Raw genomic sequence first — 25,422 nt, 5'->3', positions numbered from 1 at the left:
GATTTGGAGCACTTCATGGAGGGACTGTAGAAAATGTATCAATTTGAAGATGACAGTTTTATGCTGCACACGGATCTGTATCAGATCAATATGGGCAAGACCTACCTGGAACAAGGGCTGGGGAACCGGACTGCCGTGTTCGACCTTTATTTCAGGAGCATGCCGTTCGATAATGGCTATGCGGTATTCGCCGGCCTCGAGCGCATCATCAATTTCCTCAAGAATCTGAGGTTCACGGAATCGGATATCGAGTATTTGAGGTCCATCGGATATGAGGAGGACTTCCTGGCATATTTGAAGGATCTGCGCTTCACCGGAAAGGTGCGCGCCGTACAGGAAGGCGAGCTTGTATTCGCCAATATGCCGCTTGTCCAGGTGGAGGCGCCGATCATCGAAGCCCAGCTCGTCGAGACCGCACTCCTCAATATCGTCAATTTCCAGACGCTGATCGCAACGAAGGCGAGCCGCATCCGGCAGCTCGTGCCGGACAGCATCCTGATGGAATTCGGCACACGCCGGGCGCATGAGTTCGATGCGGCACTCTGGGGTGCCCGCGCTGCCATCATCGGCGGGTTCGACGGGACAAGCAATGTACGGGCTGCGAAACTCTTCGGCCTGAATGCAAGCGGTACACATGCCCATGCCATGGTCCAGGCGTATGGCGACGATTACGATGCCTTCAAGGCCTATGCAGAGTCGCATAAGGACTGCGTCTTCCTCGTCGACACTTTCGATACGCTGAAGTCCGGCGTGCCGAACGCGATCAAGGTGGCCAAAGAGTATGGGGACAAGATCAATTTCATCGGCATCCGACTTGATTCCGGCGATATCGCATACCTTTCCAAAGAGGCGCGGAAGATGCTGGATGAGGCGGGCTTCCATGATGTGAAGATCATCGTCTCGAATGACCTGGATGAAGTGACGATCCTGTCGCTCCTCTCCCAGGGGGCAAAGGTAGACAGCTGGGGCATCGGCACCAAATTGATTACAGCCTATGACCAGCCGGCGCTCGGCGCCGTCTACAAGCTCGTGGCCATCGAAAATGATGAAGGAGAGCTTGAGAACAGGATAAAGATTTCAGGCAACCCGGAAAAGGTGACGACACCCGGCAAAAAGAACATCCACCGGATCATCAACAAAAATACGGGGATGTCTGAAGGTGAATACATTACGCATTTTGGGGAAGAGATAAAGCAGGATGAGCCGCTGCTCATGTTCCACCCCATCCATACGATGAAAAGGAAGCTCATCCGCTCCTACAGGGCGGTGGAGCTTTTGAAGGACATATTCATAGATGGGGAGTGCGTGTATGAGCCGGAGAGTGTCGACACGATAAAACGCCGCCACGAGGAACGCCTCGGACTGCTCTGGGAAGAGTACAAGCGGTTCCTCAATCCAGAGGAGTACCCGGTCGACCTCTCCAGGGAGCTATGGCAGATCAAACAGGACCTCATCGAGGAATCAAGTAATAAAACATTGGAGTGATGTAGAAATGAGACCTTTACAGAAAGAGATTGTTGAACAATTCAATGTAAAACCGGAAATCGATCCTGCCACGGAGACGCGGGAGATCATCGATTTCATGAAGGACTATGTAAAGAACTATACATTCATCAAATCGTTCGTCCTCGGCATTTCGGGCGGACAGGATTCGACGCTGCTCGGGAAACTCGCCCAGATGGCCGTCGATGAACTGAACGAGGAAGTCGAGGGTGGCGGTTATGAATTCCATGCGCTGCGTCTGCCGTACGGCAAGCAGAATGACGAACAGGATGCCATCGATGCGGTCGAATACATCCAGCCGACTGTTTCCGCAACGATCGACATCCAGCCCAATGTGGATCAGAGCATCGCTTCATTGAAGGAAGCCGGATATGAACTGACGGACTTCCTGGAAGGCAACGAAAAGGCCCGTGAACGTATGAAAGCCCATTATGCAGTGGCTGCCGTGTCCGATGGTGTCGTGCTCGGAACGGACCATCCAGCCGAAGCCATCACAGGCTTCTATACGAAATTCGGCGATGGGGCAGCCGACCTTGTTCCGCTGTTCGGCCTGAACAAACGTCAGGGCAAGATGCTCCTCGAATATCTGGAGGCCCCTGAGCACCTGGCAAATAAGGTCCCTACGGCCGACCTGGAGGATGACAAGCCGATGCTCAGCGATGAAGAGGCGCTCGGTGTCAGCTACAAGGCGATCGACGACTTCCTGGAAGGCCGGGAAGTCTCGGATAAGGACTATGAGACCATCATCGGATGGTTCAAGAAGACCCAGCACAAGCGGGACCTCCCTTACCACCGCTACAACAAGCCTGCCTATGGAGAGAAGCAGGAGGAGTAGCTCTGCCTGTCGGCAGGAGAGGCATATTCAAGCAGAAAGAAAGGTAGAATAGAATGATAACAGCCATATCACAAAATCCGTGGCTGATGGTACTGGTCATCTTTGTCATAAACATCATCTATGTGAGTTTCCTGACGTTGCGTACCATCTCTACACTCAAGGGATACCGTTATACTGCAGCAATATTCAGCATTCTGGAAACGTTCGTATATGTCATCGGTCTCGGCCTGGTGCTCGAGAACCTGGACCAGTTCCAGAACGTCGTCGCCTACGCCCTCGGTTTCGGAGCCGGCATACTCGTCGGCCTGAAGATCGAGGAGAAGCTCGCCCTCGGCTACCTGGTCGTCAACGTGATCACATCGGAGATAGACAAGGATCTTCCGAAGAACCTCAGGGATTTGGGCTACGGTGTCACGCATGGCTATCAGTATGGGCGTGACGGTGAACGGATGACCCTGCAGATACTTACGCCGAGGAAATATGAACGGAAGCTCATCGCAACGATCAAGGAACTTGATGAACGGGCGTTCATCATCACGCACGAGCCGAAGAACATCAATGGCGGTTTCTGGACGAAGGGCGTCAGACGCAAGCGACTCAGAAACTATGAGCCTGAAAATGTAGAAGAAGTATTGGAGGAGATTTCCGAAGCAGGAGAATCGGAAAGTGATAAAGATGCCGAAAAAGAAAAAGTTTAAAGTGGAAGATGGGGAATCCCTGGAGGGATGCCTTGCGCGGATGCGGGAAGAAGGGTATCAGCCGGTCCGCCGCGTGGAGCGCCCAGTATTCATCGAGAAGGATGGCAGACGCATCGTCGACCATCAGGAAATTGTATTTGAAGGAAAAAAGATTGAAGAATAGACGGATATATTAATTATCCGTCTATTTTTTCGAACATTTTTATTTTATATCAAAAAAATGTTCGTTTTTTGATATGTTTTGTTATAATGGAGAGGAAATAAAACTAAGGAGCGTGTATGCATGATTTCTCGTTATTCCCGTGAGGAAATGTCAAAGATATGGACGGAAGAAAATAGGTTCAGAGCATGGCTGGAAGTGGAGATCCTCGCATCTGAAGCATGGGCGGAACTCGGTTACATACCAAAGGATGAAGTGCAGGAAATCCGCAGGAATGCCCGGATCGACGTGGACCGCATCAAGGAGATCGAAGCGGAGACGCGCCATGATGTCGTGGCATTTACACGCCAGGTGTCGGAGACGCTCGGCGAAGAAAGGAAATGGGTGCATTACGGCCTGACTTCGACCGATGTCGTGGATACAGCCCAGAGCTATCTCATCAAGCAGGCGAATGCACTGATTGAAGAAGATCTTGAGAAATTCATTGAAGTGCTCGGCGATAAGGCAAGGGAGCATAAGACGACATTGATGATGGGACGTACGCACGGTGTCCATGCGGAACCGACGACCTTCGGCATCAAGATGGCGCTGTGGTATATGGAGATGAAGCGCAATCTCGAGCGTTTCAGGAATGTCAGGAAGGAGATAGAGGTCGGCAAGATGAGCGGTGCGGTCGGCACCTTCGCGAACATCCCGCCGGAAGTGGAGGCCTATGTATGCGAACACCTCGGACTCGATACTGCAGAAGTGTCCACACAGACACTGCAGCGTGACCGCCATGCCTATTACATAGCGACGCTCGGCCTGATTGCAACATCGATCGAGAAGTTTGCGGTGGAAGTGCGCGGACTGCAGAAGACCGAGACGCGGGAAGTGGAAGAGGCATTCGGCAAAGGGCAGAAGGGCTCCAGTGCCATGCCGCATAAGCGCAATCCGATCGGCAGTGAAAATGTGACGGGCCTCTCCCGCGTCATCCGCGGCTACATCACAACCGCCTACGAAAACGTACCGCTCTGGCATGAACGGGACATCTCACACTCTTCCGCCGAGCGGATCATGCTGCCGGATGTGACGATCGGACTCGACTACATGCTGAGCCGGTTTACGAACATCATCAAAAACCTCACAGTGTTCGAGGACAACATGAAGGCGAACATCGACAAGACTTTCGGCCTCGTGTACTCCCAGCGCGTCATGCTCACGCTGATCGACAAGGGGCTTGTACGTGAAGAGGCATATGACCTCGTCCAGCCGAAGGCGATGGAATCATGGGAGACTAAAGTACCGTTCAGGGAACTGGTGCAGGATGATGCACGCATCAGGGAACTGCTGACTCCAGAGGAGCTTGAGGAATGCTTCGATGAAAACCACCACTTGAAGCGCGTGGACATCATCTTCCAGAGGGCAGGACTGGAATAGGTGCATTTATCCTTAAAACAGCAGACGGGAATGTGATAAGATGAATCTACCGAATGCTGAAGGAGCGGTTCAATGTACAAAAGTGTGAAATCGGGTCTGCTGCCTGTGCTGGTCCTTATTGTGGCCGGGTGCGGCATCACCCTGGATGAAGCGGAGACACAGGCGCACGACACCTTCGAAAAAGACTATGCCACAGCTGAAGTGGGCGAGCTCGAGGCACTCCCGGATATCGAGGTCATTGATGGCGTCACCTATGTCGATGACATACTGGTCGTCAACAAGGAGATTCCGCTGCCGGTCGATTATAATCCCGGACTCCAGCCGGAAGTCATAGAGGCCTATCAGCAGATGTTCCGCGACGGAGCGGAACGCGGCCTCGACTTTGTATTGGTCAGCGATTTCAGGACCTACGAGTATCAGGAGCAGCTCTACAACAACTATGTCGCCCGTGATGGACAGGAAGCGGCCGACCAGTACAGTGCAAGACCCGGACACTCGGAGCACCAGACCGGACTTACCGTCGATGTCGGCTCCACCGACAGTGCCTCCAACCTGACCGTCGAGTTCGGTGATACGCCGGAATATGAATGGATGAAGGATGTGGCCCACGAATATGGGTTCATCGTCCGCTATCCTGAAGGCAAGGAGCATATTACCGGATACATGTATGAACCCTGGCATCTCAGGTATGTAGGTGAAGAGGAAGCGGAAGCGATATACGAAAGCGGACTGTCCCTTGAGGAATATCTGGGCATCGATTAGAATGACCTGACCGGCATCAGCCGGGCGGGTCATTTTTGCTTTTGAAGACTTTCGAAAATCCCGTATATAATAAAACAGCGGCATGCTAAAAATGCTATAATATCCTTATGAATTCTGATGGGAGTTTTATATATGCTTAAAGATTGCAAACATGTATTCAAGCTGGATCCTGCAAAGGAGATCAGTGACGAGGATCTGACACGGATCTGCGAGTCGGATACGGACGCCGTCATCATCGGCGGCACGGACGGCATCACGGAGGACAACGTGCTGAACCTGATGGCGCGCGTGCGGCGCTTCTCTGTACCGGTGGCGCTTGAAGTGACATCGACGGAAGCGGTTGTACCCGGATTCGACCATTATTTCATACCAGCGGTCTTCAACACCGGAGACATGAAGTGGCAGCATGGGCTGATGCTCGAGGCACTGGCGGAATATGGGCACCTGCTCGACTATGATGAGATTTCCCTCCTGCCGTACATCATCATGAATCCGGAATGCAAGGCATTCAAAAAGGCGGAAGGGAAGCATGTGACGCCCGAGATGCTTCCGCACTACATCAATATGATGGACAAGCTCTATCAGACAGAGTATATATATATTGAATACAGTGGCACCTACGGGGATGCGGAGATCATGAATGCCGTGCGCGAAAATGCCGGCCGCTCCCATATCATCTATGGCGGCGGGATCTCTTCACGGGAGGAAGCCGCGGAGATGTCACAGTACGCCGGCACCATCGTCGTGGGGAATGTCATATACGACAGTCCGAAGAAGGCACTCAGGACAATCATTAAATAAATTGGAGTTTTTATAATGGATCTAAGTTTGATGAATAAAGAACAGAAGAAGGCCATCCAGACGACCGAGGGGCCGCTGCTCATCATGGCAGGGGCAGGCAGTGGGAAGACGCGGGTGCTGACGCACCGTGTCGCCTACCTGCTCGGTGAGAAGGAGGTGCCGGCGAGGAACATCCTGGCCATCACATTCACCAACAAGGCGGCAAGGGAGATGAAGGACCGTGTCGGTGCACTGGTGTCGGAAGGCGCGGAGCATATGTGGATCTCCACCTTCCACTCCATGTGTGTGCGGATACTGCGGAGCAACATAAACCATCTGGGTTATGAAAACAGCTTTTCCATCCTCGACCCGACGGACCAGAAATCCGTCGTCAAGGATATATTGAAGCGGCGCAACCTGGATATAAAGCAGCATAACCCAAGGAGCATCATCGGTTTCATTTCGGACAAGAAGAACCAGCTGATCCGTCCCGAAGAGAGCATCAGGGAGGCGGCGGCCTATCCGGATACGCTCTACAGCGAAATCTATCACGACTACCAGCAGATCCTCTACCGCAACAGCGCCCTCGACTTCGATGATCTGATCATGCTGACGATCGAGCTGTTCGACAAGGAGCCGAAGGTTCTGGAGTACTACCAGAACCGTTTCCAGTACATCCATGTCGATGAATATCAGGATACGAACCATGCACAGTACCGCCTGATCAGCCAGCTTGCGGCGAAATACCGCAATATCTGCGTGGTCGGTGACTCCGACCAGTCCATCTACAAATTCAGGGGGGCGGACATCACGAACATCCTCAACTTCGAGGATGACTATCCGGAAGCGGTCGTCATCAAACTGGAGCAGAACTACCGCTCCAGCAAGAACATACTCGATGCGGCGAATGCCGTGATCGAGAACAATACCGAGCGCAAACCGAAGGCACTGCGCACCGATCGTGACGGCGGACCGAAGCTCAAGAACCTCGTCGCCGATTCCGAGCGCGGGGAGGCCGAGGAGGTCGTCCGCAACATACTGGACCTCTCAGGCAAGTACAGCTACAGCGATATGGCGATACTGTACCGGACGAATGCCCAGTCGCGGGCGATCGAGGATACGCTCGTCAAATCGAACATCGCATACAAGATGGTCGGCGGCATCAAGTTCTACGACCGTAAGGAGATCAAGGATCTCATGAGCTATCTGAAGGTGATCCTGAACCCGAATGACGACATCAGCTTCGAACGCATCGTCAATACGCCGAAGCGGGGCCTTGGACCGAAGACGGTGGATAAGCTGAAGGCACATGGCCAGAATACCGGCATCAGCATCTTTGAGGCGATCAAGGAATCCGACTTCATCGGCATTCCGAAGACGGCCGTCGTCAAGCTGATGGGTCTTGTAGATCTGCTCGAGAAGCTGCAGCAGAAGGCCAGGTTCATCACCATCACGGAACTCGTGGATGAAGTGCTGAAGACGACCGGCTATATGGAGATGCTTGAAGCGGAGAAGACCATCGAGTCGAGGAGCCGCATCGAGAACCTTGAGGAGTTCAAGACGGTCACAAGCGAATTCGACAGGGACAATGAAATTTCCGATGAGCTGCTGTTCACCTTCCTGAGTGACATGGCGCTCGTGTCCGATCAGGATGGCGTCGAAGACGACAGTGGAGTGACACTCATGACGATGCATGCTTCAAAGGGACTCGAATTCAAGATCGTCTTCATCGTGGGCCTCGAGGAGGGCATCTTCCCTTCAAGGCGCGTCGCCTATGATGACAAGGAGCTGGAGGAGGAACGGCGTCTGATGTACGTTGCGCTCACCCGGGCGGAGGATCAGCTGTTCCTCTCGCGGGCCAACAGCCGCATGATCTACGGGAAGACAGAGGCGAACATGCAGAGCCGTTTCCTGGCTGAAATTCCGGAGACATTGGTGGAAGGCGGAGATGGCGCCGTGTCGAATGACTTCTTCTCCAGCAGCTCGGGCAGTGCACGGAAGAAGCAGGCGCCGAAGAGGAGCCGTGTAGTGACGAACAACAGCGGCGTCAGCTTCTCCATCGGAGACAAGGTGGCGCACAAGAAATTTGGAGATGGCATCATCTCGGCGATCAAGGGTGAGGGTGACAGCCAGGAACTGGACATCATCTTCACTAAAGTCGGCGTCAAGCGGCTGCTTGCCAACTTTGCGCCGATTGAAAAGAAGGAGTAGGTGGATCAATGGAAGAGAAAATCAAGGCACTGCAGGATAAGCTGAACCGCTATAACTACGAATACCATGTGCTCGATGACCCGACCATCCCCGACAGCGAATACGACAGGCTGCTGCACGAGCTCATCGCCCTGGAGGAGCAGTATCCTGAATTCAAGTCGGACACTTCCCCTACAGTGAGGGTGGGCGGCGAGGTGCTCAGCCGCTTTGAGAAGGTGGCGCACGATACACCGATGCTCAGTCTCGGCAATGCCTTCAATGAAGAGGAATTGTGGGCGTTCGACAAACGTGTCCGGGAAGCGGTCGGTGATGTCGAATACATGTGCGAACTGAAGATAGACGGCCTGGCCGTTTCATTGAAGTATGAGTCGGGGCGTTTCGTCCAGGGCACGACGCGGGGGGACGGAACCGTCGGTGAGAACATCACCGCCAACCTCCGGACCATCCGTGCGATTCCGCTGACCCTGGACCGTCCGCTCTCCTTTGAAGTCCGGGGCGAGGCATACATGCCGAAGTCTTCATTCGAAAAGCTCAATGAAGAGAAGGAGCAGAATGGTGATGCGCCATTCCAGAACCCGAGGAATGCGGCAGCAGGCTCACTGCGTCAGCTTGACCCGAAGCTTGCAGCCAAGCGGAATTTGTCGATCTTCCTCTACAGCGTGAATGATCTGACGGAGCTCGAAGCGGAGACGCAGAGCGAGGCGCTGGATGAATTGGATAGGGCAGGCTTCAGGACGAACAGGGAAAGAAGGCTCGTCAGCAGCATCGATGAAGTCCTCGAGTACATAGAATACTGGGAGAACCACCGCAATGACCTTGAATATGACATCGACGGGATCGTCATCAAGGTGAATGCCTTCAGCGGCCAGGAGGAGATGGGCTATACCGCAAAGTCACCGAGATGGGCGATCGCCTACAAGTTTCCTGCCGAAGAAGTGGTCACTGACCTGATCGACATCGAATTGACAGTCGGGCGGACGGGGGCCATCACCCCGACGGCGATATTGAAGCCGGTAAAGGTGGCCGGAACGACTGTGGCCAGAGCGTCCCTGCACAATCATGAACTGATAGAGGAGAAGGATATCCGCATCAATGATAAAGTTGTGATCCGCAAGGCCGGGGATATCATACCGGAGGTCGTCCGGCCGATACTTGAGGAAAGGACCGACCAGGAGATATACGAAGCGCCGACCAAGTGCCCGGGATGCGGTCATGCTACGGTCAAGCTCGAAGACGAGGTGGCAATCCGCTGCATCAATCCGGGGTGTCCGGCACAGCTTGTCGAGGGCATGATCCACTTCGTCTCAAGAAGTGCCATGAACATCGATGGGCTCGGTGAAAAAGTGGTCCGCCAGCTGTTCGATGCCGGACTCATAAAAGATGTCGGGGATATATATGCCCTGACATACGACGACCTCATTCCACTGGAGAGGATGGGGGACAAGAAAATCGAAAACCTGCTTTCAGCAATCGAAGCTTCCAAGGAGAATCCACTCAGGAAGCTGCTGGTGGGACTCGGCATCAGATTCCTGGGAACGAAGGCGTCTGAACTCATCGCCCGGGAATTCGGTTCCATGGAGGCAATCATGGAACAGCCCAAGGAACGCTTCATAGAAATTCCTGAAATCGGTGAGAAGATCGCCGACTCCATAGTGACATATACCGCACACCCAGACTTCAGGGAATTGATAGACAAATTGGCGCGGTATGGCGTGAATATGACGGAGGAAGTCCAGGAAGCATCAAGTGGCGCACTTGCGGGAATGACATTCGTCCTGACGGGGAAACTTGCAGAGCTGACAAGGAATGAAGCCAAGTCGATGATAGAGGATACCGGTGGAAAAGTGACCGGCAGTGTCTCCAGTAAAACGGATGTGGTCGTTGCGGGGGAGGATGCCGGAAGCAAACTTGAAAAGGCGCAATCCCTTGGCGTGACGGTCTGGAACGAACAGGAATTCATAGAGAAGATGGGGCCACGGTCATGATGAAGAAATATATATTGCCACTGTTTCTTATGATGTCCCTTCTGGCGGCATGCAGCTCAGAGGAAGCGGTGCAGCAGAACGAGGATGAGGGGGAGCGCGATCAGGAAGTGAATACGGCCCCGGTGGAGGAGCAGGATGAGACGGTGACTTCGAACGATGAAGCAGGATATTACCGTACCGTCATCCCATACGAACTTTCACCATCCCGTGGGCTCACCAGCTCCAATATGGTATCGAACTACAACATCGAAGCATTTGAAAAGGGACTCTTCGAGTTGAGCAAAGGCTCATTCAGCCCGGATGAATACGTCTTCCGCGAAGGTCAGGTGTTCACCGAGGAGATGATCCGCGGCTACCTCGGGCGCAGCTACACGATGGAAGAGATCGAAGGGATGTCTGAAGAGGAGAAGGCACAGAACAATGCATTCAGCAATCTTGGACTCAACCCTTCTGCCGAAGGGGAAACAGACCCTGAAGCCATCGCCCAGAAAGCACCCCTCTACCTCTCCCATATATTGGAGCAGAATTATATGATTCCTTCAGAAGATGGGGAGGATCTTGAGTTCGGAGGCATGACGATCGGGCTGGCGATGAACAGTGAATACCATTATCAGAAAGAGCAGTATGGGCCGACCTTCACAAGGGAACTCGATGCAGAGACGGTCAGGCAGGAAGGGGAGCAGATGGCTGAGGAAATTCTTGAGCGTCTGCGTGCCAATGAGGACTACAAGGACATGAAGATCGTTTTCGGCATCTTCATCCAGTCCACAGATACGTCCATCACACCCGGAAATTTCGTCTCCACTGCAGTGGTGGAGGGAGGCGCAGATGAGATTTCAAGCTTCGAAGAGGTCAATGAGAACTATGTCCTCCTGCCTTCTTCCGATGCCAGTGCCGTCAGCGAAGAAATAAACAGCGAGTATCAGAACTTCAACAGGAAGCTGGAATCATACTTCGACAGCTTCACGACCTCCATCGGCCATGGGTACTTTGTCGATGGGGCGCTTGAGCAGCTGACTATAGAGATTCCGGTGGAATACAGCAGCCGCGGTGAAATCATCGGCCTGACGCAGTATGTAAGGGGTCTCGTTGCAGAGCATTTCAGGAGTACGGAAGTCGAGGTTTCGATTAAAGACAAAAACCAGTCCTATGCGCTGATCACCAAGGATGAGGAAGAGAACATTAACGTGCACATATACGAATAGAAGAACAAAAAAGGAGCACCCCGTGCGGGTGCTCCTTTTCGTGTATCCTACTTGCTCTGTTTAAGGATGTTCGTCGTTTCATCGAATTCGGCTTCCATCTCTTTGGAGATGCCGGTACCTTGGGTCATCTTACTTACAATGATTGCTGCAAGCGTAGATACGATGACACCAGGGATGATCTCGTAGAGCCCTGTACCGAAGCCGCCTGCTGCGATCCAGATGATGACCGTGGCGGCACCACCGATGATGGCTGCAACGGCACCTGCGCGTGTCAGGCCTTTCCAATGGAGTGAAAGGACGACGAGCGGTCCGAATGCTGCACCGAACCCTGCCCAGGCATTGGCGACGATGTTGAGGATGACGGATTCATCATCCCATGCAATGATGATTGCAACGATGGCGACGAGTACGACGGAAAGGCGTCCAAGAAGCACGAAGTGCTTGTCGAGCTCCTCTTTCGATTTCGTCTCCTTATCGACCGTTTTGCGTCTCATGATCTTGTAGAAATCCTGAACCAGTGAACTGGATGTAACGAGAAGCTGTGAAGAAATCGTACTCATGATTGCTGCAAGAATCGCTGCCAGGAAGAATCCACCGATAAGCGGATGGAAGAGCACCTGGCTCATGAGGATGAGGATCGTCTCAGGGTCTGCCACGTCATTCGCTGTGGCATCCGTGAATGCGATCCCGAGCAGACCTGTCAGACACGCACCGACGAGTGCGATGGACATCCAAGTGATGCCGATCCGACGGGCTTTCGGAATGATCTTATGGGATCTAATGGACATGAAGCGCACGATGATGTGCGGCTGTCCAAAGTAGCCGAAGCCCCATGCCAGGTTGCTCAGGATGGTGATGATCGATACACCGCTGATGAATGACAGATAGTTGACATCCGCAGCTGCACCGAGGTCCTCTATCCTGACGAAAGGTTCGACTCCCTGTCCTGTAAGGTTCATCCATGCAACGATCGGAATCAGGACGATTGCGATGAACATGATCGTCCCCTGGAAGAAGTCGGTCAGACTGACTGCCAGATATCCCCCGACGAATGTATAGACGACCACGACAGCTGCTGTGACGAAAAGTCCCCAGTGGTAAGGCACATCAAATGCACTTTGGAAAAGCTTACCGCCGGATACCATGCCGCTTGCCGTGTAGACCGCAAAGAATATTACTATAACGAGACCGGAAACGATTTTCAGAATATGTTTATTGTCTTTAAAGCGGTTCTCGAAGAAGTCCGGCAGTGTGATGGAGTCTTCGGAAACCTCCGAATAGACACGCAGCCTCGGTGCGACCACCCAGTAGTTGATGTATGCCCCGATTGTGAGACCGATGGCGATCCAGATGCTGGATAGACCTACGCTGTACATGCTGCCTGGCAGACCCATGAGCATCCAACCGCTCATGTCCGATGCACCTGCGGACAGTGCAGTAACCCAAGGACCGATGCTGCGGCCGCCGAGCATGTATCCACTGAGGTCTGATGTGGATTGCTTATAGGCATAGAGTCCGATGATGATCAGAACGATGAAGTATAATGCCATCATTATGTACTCCTGCCATCCAGCCGTGAATGTAAATTGTGCTGAATTCAGTATCATTTTTAATCTCCTCCCCTTAGACACAATACAAAACCTGGTCTTGCATTGCAAATTGGTTTCGTAAAATTATGCCGCCAAAATGCGCGGAACCCCTGATATGAAAGGGATTTTCCAGGTATAAATTTACACGGTTTAATTATACTATACTGGTCAGGCATTACAATGAATATTTAGAAAATAAAGAAAACAATTTTACACTAAATTTCCATTTTTACAGGAAGAAAGAGTAAAAAGGCTGATGGAATAGATTTTTGAAGGAATGTTTGATAAAATTTATATGTTCTTTATTAGAAATGGAGGGAACAGGATGTCTGAGATTAATCTGGATACGGTAAAACACGTGGCGAATCTTGCACGTATCGAAATACAGGATGAGAAAGCAGCAGAAGCTTTCACAAAAGAATTGGATAAGATAGTCGACTACGCCCACCTTCTCGATGAAGTGGATCTGAGTGAGACGGAACCGATGTTCCACGCGCTGGATTTGACCAATGTCATGCGTGAAGATGTACCGAGTGAACCTTTATCGCAGGAAGAAGCGATGAGCAATGCGAAATCCACAAAAGACGGCCACTTCAAAGTGCCGAAAATGCTGTAAGGAGGGCTAGTGTGAACATTCACGAAATGACAGTGGAGACACTGTATGAAAAGATACAATCCAAAGAAATCAAACCTTCTGAAGTGGTAGGTGCGCTGTTCGATAGAATCGAAGCGTCTGATGAGACAATCGGTTCTTTTTTGTTTGTCGATAAAGAAGCGGCGATGAAACAGGCGGAGGCACTCGACCAGCTTCAGGCTGAAGACAGGATGGAAGGCCCGCTGTTCGGCATTCCGATGGGCATCAAGGACAACATCTGCACGAAGGATGTGCTGACGACATGTGCAAGCCGCATGCTGGAGGACTTCATTCCGGTATATGATGCGACGGTCATGGAGAAGCTCAATGCCGCGAATGCGGTCATGGTGGGCAAGCAGAACATGGATGAATTTGCCATGGGCGGTTCCACGGAGAACTCCTACTTCAAAAAGACGCGCAACCCATGGGACACCAATGCCGTTCCAGGCGGTTCCTCAGGCGGCTCTGCAGCAGCAGTGGCGGCTGGCTTCGTCCCATTCTCCCTCGGCTCCGATACGGGCGGTTCCGTCCGTCAGCCTGCAGCCTTCTGTGGTGTGGTGGGCATGAAGCCGACATACGGACGTGTGTCCAGGTACGGCCTCGTCGCATTCGCGTCATCACTTGATCAGATTGGTCCGATCACAAGGAATGTCAGGGACAACGCAAAGATCCTTGAACTGATTTCAGGTTCACACAATAAGGATGCGACAAGCAAACCAGGCATGGACAACAACTTCCTGGAGGGCATAGACAAGGATCTATCCGGCATGAAGATCGCCCTTCCGAAGGAGTTCATCAGGGAAGGCATCAGCGAAGAAGTGAAGGCATCCGTCAGAAAGGCTGCCGAAACGTTCGAATCCCTCGGTGCGACAGTGGAGGAAGTATCCATTCCCCACACCAAGTATGTGGTCAGTGCATACTACCTGATCGCCTCCAGTGAAGCGAGCTCAAACCTTGCCCGCTTTGACGGCATACGCTACGGCTACAAGGCTGAAGGTACGAAGACGCTTGAGGAGCACTATAAGAAGACGCGTGCAGAAGGGTTCGGCGAAGAGGTCAAACGCCGTATCCTCCTCGGAACATTCGTGCTCAGTGCCGGCCACTACGACCAGCACTACATCCGTGCCCAGAAGCTGCGCGGCGTCATCGAAGGTGAGATGAAGGATCTCTTCAATGAATATGATCTGATCATCGGTCCGACAACACCGACACCTGCATACGACCTCGGAGAGAAGTCCGACGACCAGCTGGAGATGTACAAGGATGATATCCTGACCATCCCGGCGAACCTGACGGGGATGCCGGCCCTCTCCATCCCGAGTGGCCTGAGCACATCCGGCCGTCCAATCGGGCTGCAGCTCATCGGCAACCACTTTGATGAGAAGAAAATATACAATGCGGCATTGAAATTCGAAGAGCAGTTCAATCTCCACGAAGAACTGAAGTCGCTGCAACTGGAGGTGCAATAATGCATTTTGAAACGGTCATTGGACTGGAAGTCCACGTTGAACTTAAAACAAACACCAAGATGTTCTCGGATGCACCTGCACACTTTGGTGCCGAGCCGAACACGAACTTGAGCGTCATCGACCTCGCCTATCCGGGCACGCTGCCTGTACCGAACAAGGAAGCTGTCAACTTCGGCATGAAGGCGGCCATGGCCCTCAATATGGATATTGCGGATGTGACGAAATTCGACAGGAAGAACTATTTCTATCCGGACAACCCGAAAGCATATCAGATTTCACAATTCGATCAGCCGATTGGAGAGAATGGCTGGATCGAAATCGAAGTCGGCGGGGAGACGCGGCGCATCGGCATCACCCGTCTGCACCTTGAGGAGGATGCCGGCAAATCGACGCATAAGGAAGACCATTCACTGGTCGACCTGAACCGTCAGGGGACGCCGCTTGTCGAAATCGTCTCCGAGCCGGACATCAGGACGCCTGAGGAGGCGTATGCCTATCTCGAGAAGCTGAAGGCGATCATCCAGTATACAGGCGTTTCCGACTGCAAGATGGAGGAGGGCTCACTCCGCTGTGACGCCAACATCTCCCTGCGTCCATACGGCCAGGAGGAATTCGGCACGAAGGCCGAATTGAAGAACCTGAACTCCTTCAACTATGTCAGGAAAGGTCTGGAATTCGAAGAGAAGCGCCAGGAAAAAGTGCTGATGAAGGGCGGGGAGATCGCCCAGGAGACCCGCCGCTTCGATGAGAAGAGCGGGGACACGGTCCTCATGCGCGTCAAGGAAGGATCGGACGACTACAGATACTTCCCGGAACCGGACCTTGTGGAAATCCATATCGACCAGGAGTGGAAGGACAGGATCCGCGAAAGCATCCCGCTCCTGCCTGATGCCCTCAAAGAAAAGTATGTGGATGAATACGGACTTCCGGCATATGATGCCCACGTACTCACACTCAAGAAGGAGACTTCGGACTTCTTCAATGAAATGGTGGAGTCCCATCAAGCAGACGTGAAGCTCGCTTCCAACTGGCTGATGGGCGGCGTGAATGAATACCTCAACAAGCAGCAGGTCGAGCTCGGTGATACGGCGCTTACGCCGGAGAACCTGTCCGACATGATCAAGCTGATCGAGGACGGCACCATCTCAAGCAAACAGGCGAAGAAGGTCTTCAATGTACTTGTGGAAAAAGGCGGGGATGCGAAGAAGGTCGTCAAGGACCTCGGCATGGAACAGATTTCCGATCCGGCAGTCCTCACCGGCATGGTGACGGAAGTACTGGATGCCAACCCGCAGTCGATCGAAGACTTCAAGAACGGCAAGGACCGTGCAATCGGCTTCCTCGTCGGCCAGATCATGAAGAAATCAAAAGGCCAGGCGAATCCGAAGATGGTCAACCAGATATTGCTGGAAGAGATCGACAAGAGATAGACGATTCATTCGGCACGTTGAAAAACCTTGGGTGCATGCACCCAAGGTTTTTTCTATTCGATCATATATTCATGGATATTCTGTGCGATGCGCGTTTCCACCGGCCCGGTCAGCACCCCGGAATCGTAGTCATAGTATGCATCTTCAACGGTGATGTCCTGGTTGTCGATATAGTAGTAGTCATGCTCCGGAAAATGTTCCGCGTCCGCTTTCAGTACCTGGGCGAGGTTCTCGTGCTGGTGGACATTGGGGTTCCCCAGCAGATACACGACTTTGCCCGCATCATGGAGCTTCATGTATGCATCCTCAAGACGCTCCACCGCACGATCGGGCAGGACCTCCTGATTATAGTCCATGATCTGCAGGGCATCGATGATGACTCCATCGCTGTTTTCGTTGACTGTGAGCGTTTCAAGCCCTGGAGAGGCGGCATCGAGGTCGACCCGGTTGAATTCGATGCGGCTCTTGCCGAATTGCTGCGTCAGGAGATCGACGAAGTCTTCGGTGTAGTATGAGGGGATGACGACATCGATGATGACGGGTTCATTCTCTGCCACCGCCTCTTCATGGATTCCGTTCAGCGCTTCCTGATTGAATGGACGCATATCTTCTTCATTGGTGGCTTCAGCAGTTTCAGGCTCCTCCTGTGGAGCTTCTTCTTCATCGGGTCCTTCTTCGGATGGCGGTTCTGCGGATGCCGTTGAGGCAGGTGCTTCTTTGATGGTGGTTTCTTCGACGCTCTTTCCCATGCCGAAATTCATGTATATGCCGATGCCGAAGATGACGAGAAGTATAATTATCAGTGCTTTCTTCATGATGTCCTCCTTTAATGTATACACATACTATACTTCAAATATGATATAATGTTGAAAATTAAATTTTTTCAAATATAGTATACACAAAACTTTTAATGAATGACACATTTAGGATGATTATAGATGAATACCACTACTATTTATGAGAAGGCGTCGGAATGCTACATCCAGGCATCACTGGAGATCCTGAACCATTTCAAGACGAGTGTGAAGGAGATCCATCATGTCGGTTCCACCAGCATCCCGAAGATGGACCTCCCGGGAGCTGTCGATGTCCTTTTACTGATGAAGTATGAAGAAAATATAAATATGCTGGCGAACGGAATGATCCAGGAGGGGTACGACAAGGTGAGCGGCCTCCCCACCGACTACATTGAAGAGGTCGTTTTGCGTGATACCCTTGAGGATTTCGAGGTGAATTTCATCCTGATGCACCATGAATCGGAAAGGAAGGATGAAATACTCTACTGCAGGGACTGCCTCAATGAGAACGACAGGTTTATCGAGCAGTTCCGAAAGATCAAGGAGGCCTACCTGGACCAGAAGCTGGATCAGAAGAGGTATGAACTGAAAAAAGCAGAGCTGTATAGTACCATCATGGAACAGCAGGGGGACATGGGCATTGTATAGATTCCTCTTCATCCTGAACTGTGTGCTCATCGTGCTCATGCTCATCGTCTCCACGACCGGGTATTCTGCACTGCTCAGGACGTTTCAGATTGTCGTTTTTCTGCTGAGCGTCTACCTGTTCTACGCATATACAAAACACAAAAATAGGAGAAGGAAATGAAGACTGCGAGAATTATCTATAACCCGACTTCCGGACGTGAAGCGTTCAAGGAATCCCTGGCAGAAGTATTGGAGCGCCTGGAGGTCGGCGGCTACATAACAAGTACACATGCGACGACATGTGCCGGGGATGCCACACAGGCTGCAGCAAAAGCGTGCGATCTTGGATTCGATCTGATTGTTGCGGCAGGCGGCGACGGTACGGTCAATGAAGTGGTCAATGGTATGGCGGCATATGATGAAAGGCCGGCCCTCGGCATCATACCGATGGGAACGGTGAATGATTTTGCCAAGGCACTGCATATCCCACCGACGATCGACGAAGCAGTGGAGATGATTGTCAGCGGCCAATCGGCACGCATCGACATCGGCCGCATGAACAGCAAATATTTCATCAATATTGCAGGCGGAGGGAAGATCACTGAAGTCTCCTATGAAGCGCCGAGCAAATTGAAATCCATCATCGGTCCCCTGGCATACTATGTAAAGGGGATAGAGATGCTGCCGAAGATAAGGAGCACCAATGTCAAGATAGAGTATGACGACAATGTCTTTGAAGGCAAAGTGATGCTGTTCATGCTCGGACTGACGAATTCCATCGGCGGCTTCGAAAAGCTTGTGCCGGATGCACGGCTGAACGACGGCAAGTTCACCCTGATCATCGTCGAAGAGGCGGGCCTTGCAGAAATCGGGCACATCATGACCCTGGCCACACGGGGGGAGCATCTGAAGCATCCAAAAGTCCATTTCTTCAAAGCTGAGGAAGTGGACATCTCCTCGTTCGAAGAAGTCCATCTCAATCTGGATGGGGAATTCGGAGGCGTCCTCCCCGCCCACTTCATCAACTTGAAGGAACATCTGGAAGTCCGGGTGCCGAAGTCCTTCTACGAGGAATATATCTTGACGGATGAAGAGGGACAATAATATTTCATTCCGTTTACCATTCCATTACATCCGGTTTTTTCCGGGAGGATTGGGTAAAGGATATGCCAAGTGCACTGCACTTCTAAAATAATCAATTTCCTATAAAGAGAGGTCCATTTCATGTTTGGCATACCCGACTTGATATCACTCGTCATTTCCGCATTCATCATATTGCCTGTCGTCGTCATACTCAGAGAGACAGGGTATGTGGTGGCCGGTTTCATTTTCGGCGCGACCAACAGCCGGCTTACACTGGGTTCCGGCCCCAGACTGTTCAAGATAGGAATACTGGATGTCCGCAGGCATTACCATCTATACAGCTGGTTCTCGTACGATGAATTGAAGAACCAGAGCAGGTTCGCGTATATCATGGTCTACGCCAGTCCCATCCTGGTTAATGCCATCCTTGGACTAACCATCAATGCACTGCTCGCAAATGGCTATATGGAGGACCAGGTGACCTTCTGGAACCGGTTCATCTTCTATATATTTTATTTCGTCCTTTTTGATGCCGTACCAATGAAGACCGTAAACGGTATGCCGAACAACGGCCTGCTGATCTATGAGATGCTCCGCTACGGCAAACGGACCGACCACAATAAGGAACCGTTCCTGCCATCCACGTCCGAAGTCGAACAGGAGTATCAGGAAGAGATGCAGGAACTGGAAGAAGAAGTGGAAGAGGAGAAACAGGAACGCAAAGAAGCAGAAGAGGAGAAGAAACAGGCGAAGGAAAAAGCTGATGAAGAAGAGGAGGAGCGTAAAGAAGAGGAAGACAAGAAGCAAAAGGCGAAAGAGAAGGCGAAGGAAGAAAGAGAAGAGCGCAAGGAAGCAGAAAAAGAAAGCTGAATGGTCCATCGGATCATTCAGCTTTCTTTTGTATCAGTCGTATTCCGGGTTCTTGTGGGAAGGATAGAGGCTCAGGCCGCCATCGGCTACGATCGTCTGTCCTGTAATGTACACGGACTGTTCCGAAGCCATGAAGGCTGCGATGTTCGATATGTGCTCAGGTTCTGCAACATAGCCCATCGGTACGAAGTCGTCTGCACCTTCCTTCTCTTCCGGTGTGGAGAAGAACTCTTCATTGATCGGTGTATTTACACTGCCGGGAGCGATATTGTTTACCCTTATGCCAAGGCCTGAATACTCGAGGGCAAGGGACTGCGTCAACAGCTTCACGCCGCCCTTGCTTGCAGTGTAGTGGGCGTAGTGCGGCCAGGGGATGATCTCATGGACGCTTGAGATATTGATGATGCTGCCCTTCTTATCCGTATCGAGGTAATGCTTCAATGCCTCGCGGGCCCCGATGAATGTGCCGCGGAGGTTCGTATTGATGACCTTGTCGAACTCGTCGACCGAGAGCTCGTGACTTGGTACATCCTTCTGGATGCCGGCATTGTTGACCATGACATCGAGGCCCCCGAACTTTTCGATCGTCTGTCTTACTGCATCGACGACTTCCTGTTCCTCTGTCACATCACACTTCATCGTGGCGACGGATGCGCCGCTCCCATCATTCAGTTCATCGACGATTTCGTTCGCTTCATCGTCTCCGCTGTGATAAGTAAACATTACATTCATGCCCTCTTCATGATATCTTTTCACAATCGCCTTACCGATACCGCTTGACCCGCCTGTCACAAGGGCTGTTTTTCCTTTCAGATCTTCATACATAGATTCACCACTCCCATTCTATTTTCTTTACTATGTATACCCGAAATTTTCCGCTTCAAGCCTAAAGGACGGGCGCATTTGATATAATGGAATGAACCAATGAATCAGAGGTGGCTTATGAGACTGACGATATTTGCAACGACAGACATACATGGCGCACTCTATCCGTATGACTATTTTGACGGCTCGGAGAAATCGTCGAGCCTGCTTCATCTGCAGTCGCACATTAAAAGGTATCGGGCAGACCACCCTGAAGCGCTTGTTCTGACTGTAGATAACGGGGACATGCTGCAGGGGGATGTCTGGAGCGACTATGACTACAGGCACAGGGATGGTGAAGATCCGCTTTTTGCACCGCAGATGATTAATGAAGTCTATGATGTCATCGGCGTCGGCAACCATGAATTCAACTTCGGGCTCGACTACCTCGAGACCGTCTACAGTCAGGTCGGGACAGAAATCATCAATGCAAATGTGGACTTCAGGCAGCACCCTCTAAAAGACCACATCACACCCTATGTGATTGTTGAAGCGGAGACGCCGCACGGGCCGCTGAAGATAGGCTTTTTGAGTGTCGTGCCCACACAGATCATGAAGTGGGATGCCTTCCACCTTGAAGGGCAGGTCACTGTCGACGATATGCGCCTGACCGTCGAGAGGATTGCCGAAGAAGTGAAGGCGCAGGGGGCGGACGTCATCATTCTGCTGTCCCATTCCGGCATGAGCAAGGATCCGGAGCATGTCAGAAGCTATGGTGAAAACCAGACATTCCTCATGACCATGATCCGCGATATCGACGGCATCGTATTCGGGCATACCCACGAATTCTTCCCCGACCCCGATTTTGAAGCGGAAATAGACAATATCGACTTCAGGCGGGGGGCGGTGAACGGCAAGCCGATGGTTCAACCGGGTGTTTCTGCGAGCTATCTCGGCCAGCTTACATTCGAACTTGAATATGATGGTGGATGGTACATCAGGGATGCCGGGGCACAGCTCATTGCAGCCCACTCCATAGAGATGGATGCATCGCTGAAGGCACGCTATCTCCCGATGCACCAGAAGGTGCTCGACTACCTGTCGGAGCCGATCGGCCATATAGAAGAGACATGGCACACCTATTTTTCCAGGGTGGTGCCGTCGAAGGCCGTGCAGGCGGTTGCTGAAGCGGGAAAAAAGTATGCCTTGGAGCTGATGGACAGGGGAGAGGTTGAAGCATTGCCGGTACTCGGCTTCAACGCAGCCACCAAGGCGGGGCGGGATGGCGCACATGACTTCACCGTGATTGAAGCGGGAGAGGTCACACTGTTCTCAGCCATCGACCTGTACAAGCACACCAATACGATGGTGCTCATCAAGGTCGACGGCCGGATATTGAAGGAATGGCTGGAATGGAGCGCCTCCCAGTTCAACCAGCCTGCTGAAAGCGATGATCTGCTGAAGCCGAACAGTTCAAAAAACGGCTTTCCAAGCTACAACTTCGATACATTCTTCGACCTTGAGTATACTTTCGATATTTCACAGCCACCAAAGTACAGCGGTACGGCGAAAAAGCTCAATGATTCAGAACGGGTCGTCGAAATGATGTATAATGGAAAACCTGTCCGGCCGGATGACTGCTTCATCGTGCCGGCGAACAACTACAGGGCCGCCTATACTTCATTTTTAAGGAAAGCGGAGGTCGTGTATGAATCACAGCAGAGTGTACGAGATATTGTGACGGAGTACATGATGGAAGGCCCCGACTTCGAGTACAAGAATCCGATGACCATCATCCCGAGAGGAAAATACAGAATGAAAACCGCCACGAAGGCGAAAGAATATATTCAGAATGACAGCAACATCCGCCACCTGGAGATAATCGGGGACGGATTCAGCTGGTACGAAATCGATTTGACCAAGGAGGAAGGACATGACCCCAGTCAAGAAGAATGACTATTTGACCGCAACCGTTGAAGACTATACACATGAAGGGCAGGGTGTCGTCAAAGTGGACGGCTATCCGATCTTCATCCCCAATGTACTGAAGGGGGAGGAGATAGAGTTCAAGGTGCTGAAGGTAAACCAGAAATTCGGCTTCGGTAAAAGCGAGAAGCTGCTCGCTCCTGCCACAAACCGCATTACGCCACCATGCCCGTACTACTATGAATGCGGCGGCTGTCAGATTCAGCCGCTGAACTACGAAGAGCAGCAGGCATTCAAGAAGGGGACCGTGGACAAGAGCATCAACCGGATGGGCAGGCTCGACCGCGAGACCATGGATGTCATGGCGATGGAGAACCCATTCAACTACCGCAACAAATCCCAGATCCCCGTCCAGTTCAAGGATGGCAGGATCGAGATGGGATTCTACCGCCCGAGGAGCCACAACATCGTCGATATAGACAACTGCATCATACAGAAGGACATCCACAACAAACTGATGCTTTTCATAAAGGAAAAGTTCAACCGGGAACACGTTTCCGTATATGATGAAGCTCTGCACAAGGGACTCGTACGCCATGTCGTCATCCGGTCGAACCATGATGACAGCGAAGTGCAGGTAGCCTTCGTCACCAACGGCAAGAAGAACATCTTCTCAAACATCATCAACGAGATGATCGAAGCGTTCCCGATGGTCACCAGTGTCGTCCAGAACATCAATGACCAGAAGACCAATGTCATCTTCGGGGAGAGGACCATCACACTCCGCGGCAAGGATTACATCACCGACACGCTGCTTGGCAAGGACTTCCGCATCCGCGCAAAATCCTTCTATCAGGTCAACCATGCCCAGACGGAAAAGCTGTACCAAAAGGCCATCGAACTCGCCGACCTGAAAGGTGATGAAACCATCATCGATACGTACTGCGGCATCGGCACCATCGGTCTCTGCGCATCCGATAAAGCCGGGAAGATCATCGGCATCGAAGTCGTCCAGTCCGCCGTGGAAGACGCGAAGGAGAATGCGAAGCTCAATGGTGTGGACAATGCGGAGTACCACCTCGGCAAATCCGAGCAGGTCATGAAGAAGCTCGTCAGCGAAGGGGTCAATCCCGACGTCGTCTTCGTCGACCCGCCGAGAAAAGGGTGCCACCCAGAATTCCTGGAGTCGCTCGTCGAAGTGAAGCCGGAGAAGATCATCTATGTCTCCTGCAACCCGAGCACACTGCAGCGGGATCTGAAGTATCTGAACGCAGAAGGCTATGACATCAGCCCCGTCACACCCGTCGACATGTTCCCGCAGACGAATCATATCGAGAGTGTGGTTATGTTGGAGAAAATGGATTTTTAAATTTAGAGTTACTATTAAGCGTCTGAAAGATTTTAAGGTGAAAATGATAAATTTACCAAACAAAGTAATCAACAAATTTTGCTATATGATAAAACATGAATATTAACAGTGGGTGGTATTTTATGTCCGTTCCAGGTTACCAAGAATTTATGTACCCTATTCTTAGAAAACTAGGTGACAACAAAGAATATAGGCTGAAAGATCTCTATTCATTTATTGCGGATGAGTTCAATTTGAGTGAGGAAGATATACAATTAAAATTACCAAGTGGTCGACAAAGTGTTTTGAATAATAGAGTGAGTTGGGCAAAGACCTATTTAACTAAAGCAGGTCTCTTAAAATCTGTAAAAAGAGGAGTAATAGCTATTACAGATGAAGGGCAGCAAGTCCTTTCGGATCCTGAAATCAATAAAATTAATAGAAAATTTTTATTAAGATATAAGGATTTTAGGGAATTTCAAAACCAAGTACCTAAAGAAGAAAAGGATATTGAGATTACTGATGAGAAGGAAATGACTCCTTTAGAATTGATTGAGGAAAACCATAGGCTTTTAAAAAATGAGCTGCAAGATGAACTGTTGGATAAAATCATGTCATGCTCTCCGACATTCTTTGAAAATTTGATTGTTGAACTGATTGTTTCTATGGGATATGGAGGTTCGGTTCAAGATGCAGGGAAAGCGATAGGCAAATCGGGTGATGAAGGTATAGACGGAATTATTAAAGAGGATGTGCTTGGTTTAGAAATGATCTTTCTCCAAGCCAAGAGATGGAATCCAGATGGAGCTATTTCTAGGCCGGAGATACAATCATTCGTGGGTAGTCTAGTGGGACGACAGGCTTCGAAAGGCCTTTTCATTACAACTGCGAAATTTACAAAAGGTGCAATTGAATATGCAGAAAAAGTTGATAAAAGGGTCATTCTTATAGATGGACAGCAACTGACTGATTTAATGTTCAATTATAACGTAGGTGTAGTTAGAGAAATGGTATTTACCACTAAAAAGATTGATGCCGAATTCTTTGAAGAGTAAAAAGAAAGACAGAAGTTTATCCTCATGTGTTCCTTAGCTACTCAAGAAGATTAATGTTAATACTTAAAATAGTATTTGTAATTAATGAAATCAAAAATACCGCGAAGAATTCTCTCCCGTCTCCAGGTTTCTTTTTTCGGAAGATTCACCTCTTGATATGGAAGGCTTAAGAGAGTAAAATTACTTATGTTCTTATAAGATGATGAATGATTAATGAGATATACCGTAATGA

Annotated in this window: 23 protein-coding genes; 20 read left to right on the top strand and 3 right to left on the bottom strand. The window is 51.1% G+C overall.

Features of this window, described 5'->3' with window-relative positions:
• Window positions 1–33: 33 nt before the first annotated feature.
• From EDC33_RS09560 to EDC33_RS09515, 10 genes are all read left to right on the top strand, one after another.
• Window positions 34–1,485, top strand: a complete 1,452-nt coding sequence (locus EDC33_RS09560) for a nicotinate phosphoribosyltransferase (RefSeq protein ID WP_124010994.1) — start codon at window positions 34–36, stop codon at window positions 1,483–1,485.
• A gap of 7 nt (window positions 1,486–1,492) precedes the next feature.
• Window positions 1,493–2,338 (top strand): NAD(+) synthase, encoded by an 846-nt coding sequence (gene nadE / locus EDC33_RS09555; protein WP_124010993.1) that lies wholly within the window; start codon window positions 1,493–1,495, stop codon window positions 2,336–2,338.
• Between the two features lie 53 nt (window positions 2,339–2,391).
• Entirely contained in the window at window positions 2,392–3,036 is a 645-nt protein-coding gene (locus tag EDC33_RS09550; protein ID WP_124010992.1) for a DUF2179 domain-containing protein, read from the top strand.
• Window positions 3,014–3,199 (top strand): NETI motif-containing protein, encoded by a 186-nt coding sequence (locus tag EDC33_RS09545; protein WP_371128704.1) that lies wholly within the window; start codon window positions 3,014–3,016, stop codon window positions 3,197–3,199. Before EDC33_RS09550 ends, EDC33_RS09545 begins: the two co-directional genes overlap by 23 nt.
• Window positions 3,200–3,319: 120 nt before the next feature.
• Window positions 3,320–4,615, top strand: a complete 1,296-nt coding sequence (purB, locus tag EDC33_RS09540; protein WP_124010991.1) for an adenylosuccinate lyase — start codon at window positions 3,320–3,322, stop codon at window positions 4,613–4,615.
• Window positions 4,616–4,687: 72 nt separating this feature from the next.
• Entirely contained in the window at window positions 4,688–5,377 is a 690-nt protein-coding gene (locus EDC33_RS09535) for a M15 family metallopeptidase (RefSeq protein WP_094907038.1), read from the top strand.
• Window positions 5,378–5,509: 132 nt separating this feature from the next.
• Complete coding sequence (gene pcrB, locus EDC33_RS09530; RefSeq protein WP_084217772.1) at window positions 5,510–6,178, top strand: heptaprenylglyceryl phosphate synthase; 669 nt, start codon at window positions 5,510–5,512, stop codon at window positions 6,176–6,178.
• Between the two features lie 15 nt (window positions 6,179–6,193).
• Window positions 6,194–8,368, top strand: a complete 2,175-nt coding sequence (pcrA, locus tag EDC33_RS09525) for a DNA helicase PcrA (protein WP_124010990.1) — start codon at window positions 6,194–6,196, stop codon at window positions 8,366–8,368.
• 8 nt (window positions 8,369–8,376) lie between these two features.
• Complete coding sequence (gene ligA / locus EDC33_RS09520; protein WP_124010989.1) at window positions 8,377–10,353, top strand: NAD-dependent DNA ligase LigA; 1,977 nt, start codon at window positions 8,377–8,379, stop codon at window positions 10,351–10,353.
• Window positions 10,350–11,558: a CamS family sex pheromone protein gene (locus tag EDC33_RS09515; protein WP_124010988.1), complete on the top strand. Its 1,209-nt coding sequence runs from the start codon at window positions 10,350–10,352 to the stop codon at window positions 11,556–11,558. Before ligA ends, EDC33_RS09515 begins: the two co-directional genes overlap by 4 nt.
• A 47-nt stretch (window positions 11,559–11,605) precedes the next feature.
• Here the strand turns inward: EDC33_RS09515 and putP are convergent, their stop codons facing one another.
• A complete protein-coding gene (gene putP, locus EDC33_RS09510; protein WP_124010987.1) occupies window positions 11,606–13,165 on the bottom strand; it encodes a sodium/proline symporter PutP in 1,560 nt (519 codons plus the stop codon).
• A gap of 307 nt (window positions 13,166–13,472) precedes the next feature.
• Here putP and gatC point away from each other — a divergent pair, with 307 nt between their 5' ends.
• The 3 genes from gatC to gatB are packed head-to-tail and all read left to right on the top strand — an operon-like array spanning window position 13,473 to window position 16,680.
• Window positions 13,473–13,763 carry an Asp-tRNA(Asn)/Glu-tRNA(Gln) amidotransferase subunit GatC gene (gatC, locus tag EDC33_RS09505; protein WP_040106417.1) on the top strand — a complete coding sequence of 97 codons (291 nt, stop codon included), beginning with the start codon at window positions 13,473–13,475 and terminating at the stop codon, window positions 13,761–13,763.
• 11 nt (window positions 13,764–13,774) lie between these two features.
• A complete protein-coding gene (gene gatA / locus EDC33_RS09500; protein WP_124010986.1) occupies window positions 13,775–15,250 on the top strand; it encodes an Asp-tRNA(Asn)/Glu-tRNA(Gln) amidotransferase subunit GatA in 1,476 nt (491 codons plus the stop codon).
• A complete protein-coding gene (gatB, locus tag EDC33_RS09495; protein ID WP_124010985.1) occupies window positions 15,250–16,680 on the top strand; it encodes an Asp-tRNA(Asn)/Glu-tRNA(Gln) amidotransferase subunit GatB in 1,431 nt (476 codons plus the stop codon). Before gatA ends, gatB begins: the two co-directional genes overlap by 1 nt.
• A gap of 53 nt (window positions 16,681–16,733) precedes the next feature.
• Here gatB and EDC33_RS09490 read toward each other — a convergent pair whose 3' ends face one another.
• Entirely contained in the window at window positions 16,734–17,495 is a 762-nt protein-coding gene (locus tag EDC33_RS09490) for a hypothetical protein (RefSeq protein ID WP_124010984.1), read from the bottom strand.
• A 123-nt stretch (window positions 17,496–17,618) separates the two neighbouring features.
• On the opposite strand from EDC33_RS09490, the gene EDC33_RS09485 reads away from it, so the two are divergent.
• The 4 genes from EDC33_RS09485 (at window position 17,619) to EDC33_RS09475 (ending at window position 20,057) form a co-directional block, all read left to right on the top strand.
• Entirely contained in the window at window positions 17,619–18,125 is a 507-nt protein-coding gene (locus tag EDC33_RS09485) for a GrpB family protein (protein WP_124010983.1), read from the top strand.
• Window positions 18,118–18,285 (top strand): hypothetical protein, encoded by a 168-nt coding sequence (locus EDC33_RS12675; protein ID WP_170156394.1) that lies wholly within the window; start codon window positions 18,118–18,120, stop codon window positions 18,283–18,285. The genes EDC33_RS09485 and EDC33_RS12675 overlap by 8 nt, the downstream gene beginning before the upstream one ends.
• Window positions 18,282–19,208, top strand: a complete 927-nt coding sequence (locus tag EDC33_RS09480; RefSeq protein ID WP_094907047.1) for a diacylglycerol kinase — start codon at window positions 18,282–18,284, stop codon at window positions 19,206–19,208. The genes EDC33_RS12675 and EDC33_RS09480 overlap by 4 nt, the downstream gene beginning before the upstream one ends.
• 120 nt (window positions 19,209–19,328) lie before the next feature.
• Window positions 19,329–20,057, top strand: coding sequence for a hypothetical protein (locus EDC33_RS09475; protein WP_124010982.1), 729 nt, complete (start codon window positions 19,329–19,331; stop codon window positions 20,055–20,057).
• 33 nt (window positions 20,058–20,090) lie between these two features.
• Here EDC33_RS09475 and EDC33_RS09470 read toward each other — a convergent pair whose 3' ends face one another.
• Window positions 20,091–20,882 (bottom strand): glucose 1-dehydrogenase, encoded by a 792-nt coding sequence (locus tag EDC33_RS09470; RefSeq protein ID WP_040106410.1) that lies wholly within the window; start codon window positions 20,880–20,882, stop codon window positions 20,091–20,093.
• A 117-nt stretch (window positions 20,883–20,999) separates the two neighbouring features.
• Here EDC33_RS09470 and EDC33_RS09465 point away from each other — a divergent pair, with 117 nt between their 5' ends.
• From EDC33_RS09465 to EDC33_RS09455, 3 genes are all read left to right on the top strand, one after another.
• Complete coding sequence (locus tag EDC33_RS09465; RefSeq protein ID WP_170156393.1) at window positions 21,000–22,817, top strand: 5'-nucleotidase C-terminal domain-containing protein; 1,818 nt, start codon at window positions 21,000–21,002, stop codon at window positions 22,815–22,817.
• On the top strand, window positions 22,795–24,156 hold the full coding sequence (gene rlmD / locus EDC33_RS09460; RefSeq protein WP_124010980.1) for a 23S rRNA (uracil(1939)-C(5))-methyltransferase RlmD: 1,362 nt from the start codon (window positions 22,795–22,797) through the stop codon (window positions 24,154–24,156). The genes EDC33_RS09465 and rlmD overlap by 23 nt, the downstream gene beginning before the upstream one ends.
• A 122-nt stretch (window positions 24,157–24,278) precedes the next feature.
• Window positions 24,279–25,190, top strand: coding sequence for a restriction endonuclease (locus EDC33_RS09455; RefSeq protein ID WP_124010979.1), 912 nt, complete (start codon window positions 24,279–24,281; stop codon window positions 25,188–25,190).
• The last annotated feature ends 232 nt before the right edge of the window (window positions 25,191–25,422 follow it).

Source organism: Salinicoccus roseus (assembly GCF_003814515.1).
In the GTDB taxonomy this organism is placed as follows: domain Bacteria; phylum Bacillota; class Bacilli; order Staphylococcales; family Salinicoccaceae; genus Salinicoccus; species Salinicoccus roseus.
Note: the sequence above shows the minus strand (reverse complement) of the source record. Positions and strands in the feature narration are given on the sequence as shown.

What these genes read in the sequence shown, in the direction of transcription:
- EDC33_RS09560 (WP_124010994.1), top strand. Translation starts at nt 34, where the DNA reads ATGTATCAATTTGAAGATGACAGTTTTATGCTGCACACGGATCTGTAT.
- nadE (WP_124010993.1), top strand. Translation starts at nt 1,493, where the DNA reads ATGAGACCTTTACAGAAAGAGATTGTTGAACAATTCAATGTAAAACCG.
- EDC33_RS09550 (WP_124010992.1), top strand. Translation starts at nt 2,392, where the DNA reads ATGATAACAGCCATATCACAAAATCCGTGGCTGATGGTACTGGTCATC.
- EDC33_RS09545 (WP_371128704.1), top strand. Translation starts at nt 3,014, where the DNA reads ATGCCGAAAAAGAAAAAGTTTAAAGTGGAAGATGGGGAATCCCTGGAG.
- purB (WP_124010991.1), top strand. Translation starts at nt 3,320, where the DNA reads ATGATTTCTCGTTATTCCCGTGAGGAAATGTCAAAGATATGGACGGAA.
- EDC33_RS09535 (WP_094907038.1), top strand. Translation starts at nt 4,688, where the DNA reads ATGTACAAAAGTGTGAAATCGGGTCTGCTGCCTGTGCTGGTCCTTATT.
- pcrB (WP_084217772.1), top strand. Translation starts at nt 5,510, where the DNA reads ATGCTTAAAGATTGCAAACATGTATTCAAGCTGGATCCTGCAAAGGAG.
- pcrA (WP_124010990.1), top strand. Translation starts at nt 6,194, where the DNA reads ATGGATCTAAGTTTGATGAATAAAGAACAGAAGAAGGCCATCCAGACG.
- ligA (WP_124010989.1), top strand. Translation starts at nt 8,377, where the DNA reads ATGGAAGAGAAAATCAAGGCACTGCAGGATAAGCTGAACCGCTATAAC.
- EDC33_RS09515 (WP_124010988.1), top strand. Translation starts at nt 10,350, where the DNA reads ATGATGAAGAAATATATATTGCCACTGTTTCTTATGATGTCCCTTCTG.
- putP (WP_124010987.1), bottom strand. Translation starts at nt 13,165, where the DNA reads ATGATACTGAATTCAGCACAATTTACATTCACGGCTGGATGGCAGGAG.
- gatC (WP_040106417.1), top strand. Translation starts at nt 13,473, where the DNA reads ATGTCTGAGATTAATCTGGATACGGTAAAACACGTGGCGAATCTTGCA.
- gatB (WP_124010985.1), top strand. Translation starts at nt 15,250, where the DNA reads ATGCATTTTGAAACGGTCATTGGACTGGAAGTCCACGTTGAACTTAAA.
- EDC33_RS09490 (WP_124010984.1), bottom strand. Translation starts at nt 17,495, where the DNA reads ATGAAGAAAGCACTGATAATTATACTTCTCGTCATCTTCGGCATCGGC.
- EDC33_RS09485 (WP_124010983.1), top strand. Translation starts at nt 17,619, where the DNA reads ATGAATACCACTACTATTTATGAGAAGGCGTCGGAATGCTACATCCAG.
- EDC33_RS09480 (WP_094907047.1), top strand. Translation starts at nt 18,282, where the DNA reads ATGAAGACTGCGAGAATTATCTATAACCCGACTTCCGGACGTGAAGCG.
- EDC33_RS09475 (WP_124010982.1), top strand. Translation starts at nt 19,329, where the DNA reads ATGTTTGGCATACCCGACTTGATATCACTCGTCATTTCCGCATTCATC.
- EDC33_RS09470 (WP_040106410.1), bottom strand. Translation starts at nt 20,882, where the DNA reads ATGTATGAAGATCTGAAAGGAAAAACAGCCCTTGTGACAGGCGGGTCA.
- EDC33_RS09465 (WP_170156393.1), top strand. Translation starts at nt 21,000, where the DNA reads ATGAGACTGACGATATTTGCAACGACAGACATACATGGCGCACTCTAT.
- rlmD (WP_124010980.1), top strand. Translation starts at nt 22,795, where the DNA reads ATGACCCCAGTCAAGAAGAATGACTATTTGACCGCAACCGTTGAAGAC.
- EDC33_RS09455 (WP_124010979.1), top strand. Translation starts at nt 24,279, where the DNA reads ATGTCCGTTCCAGGTTACCAAGAATTTATGTACCCTATTCTTAGAAAA.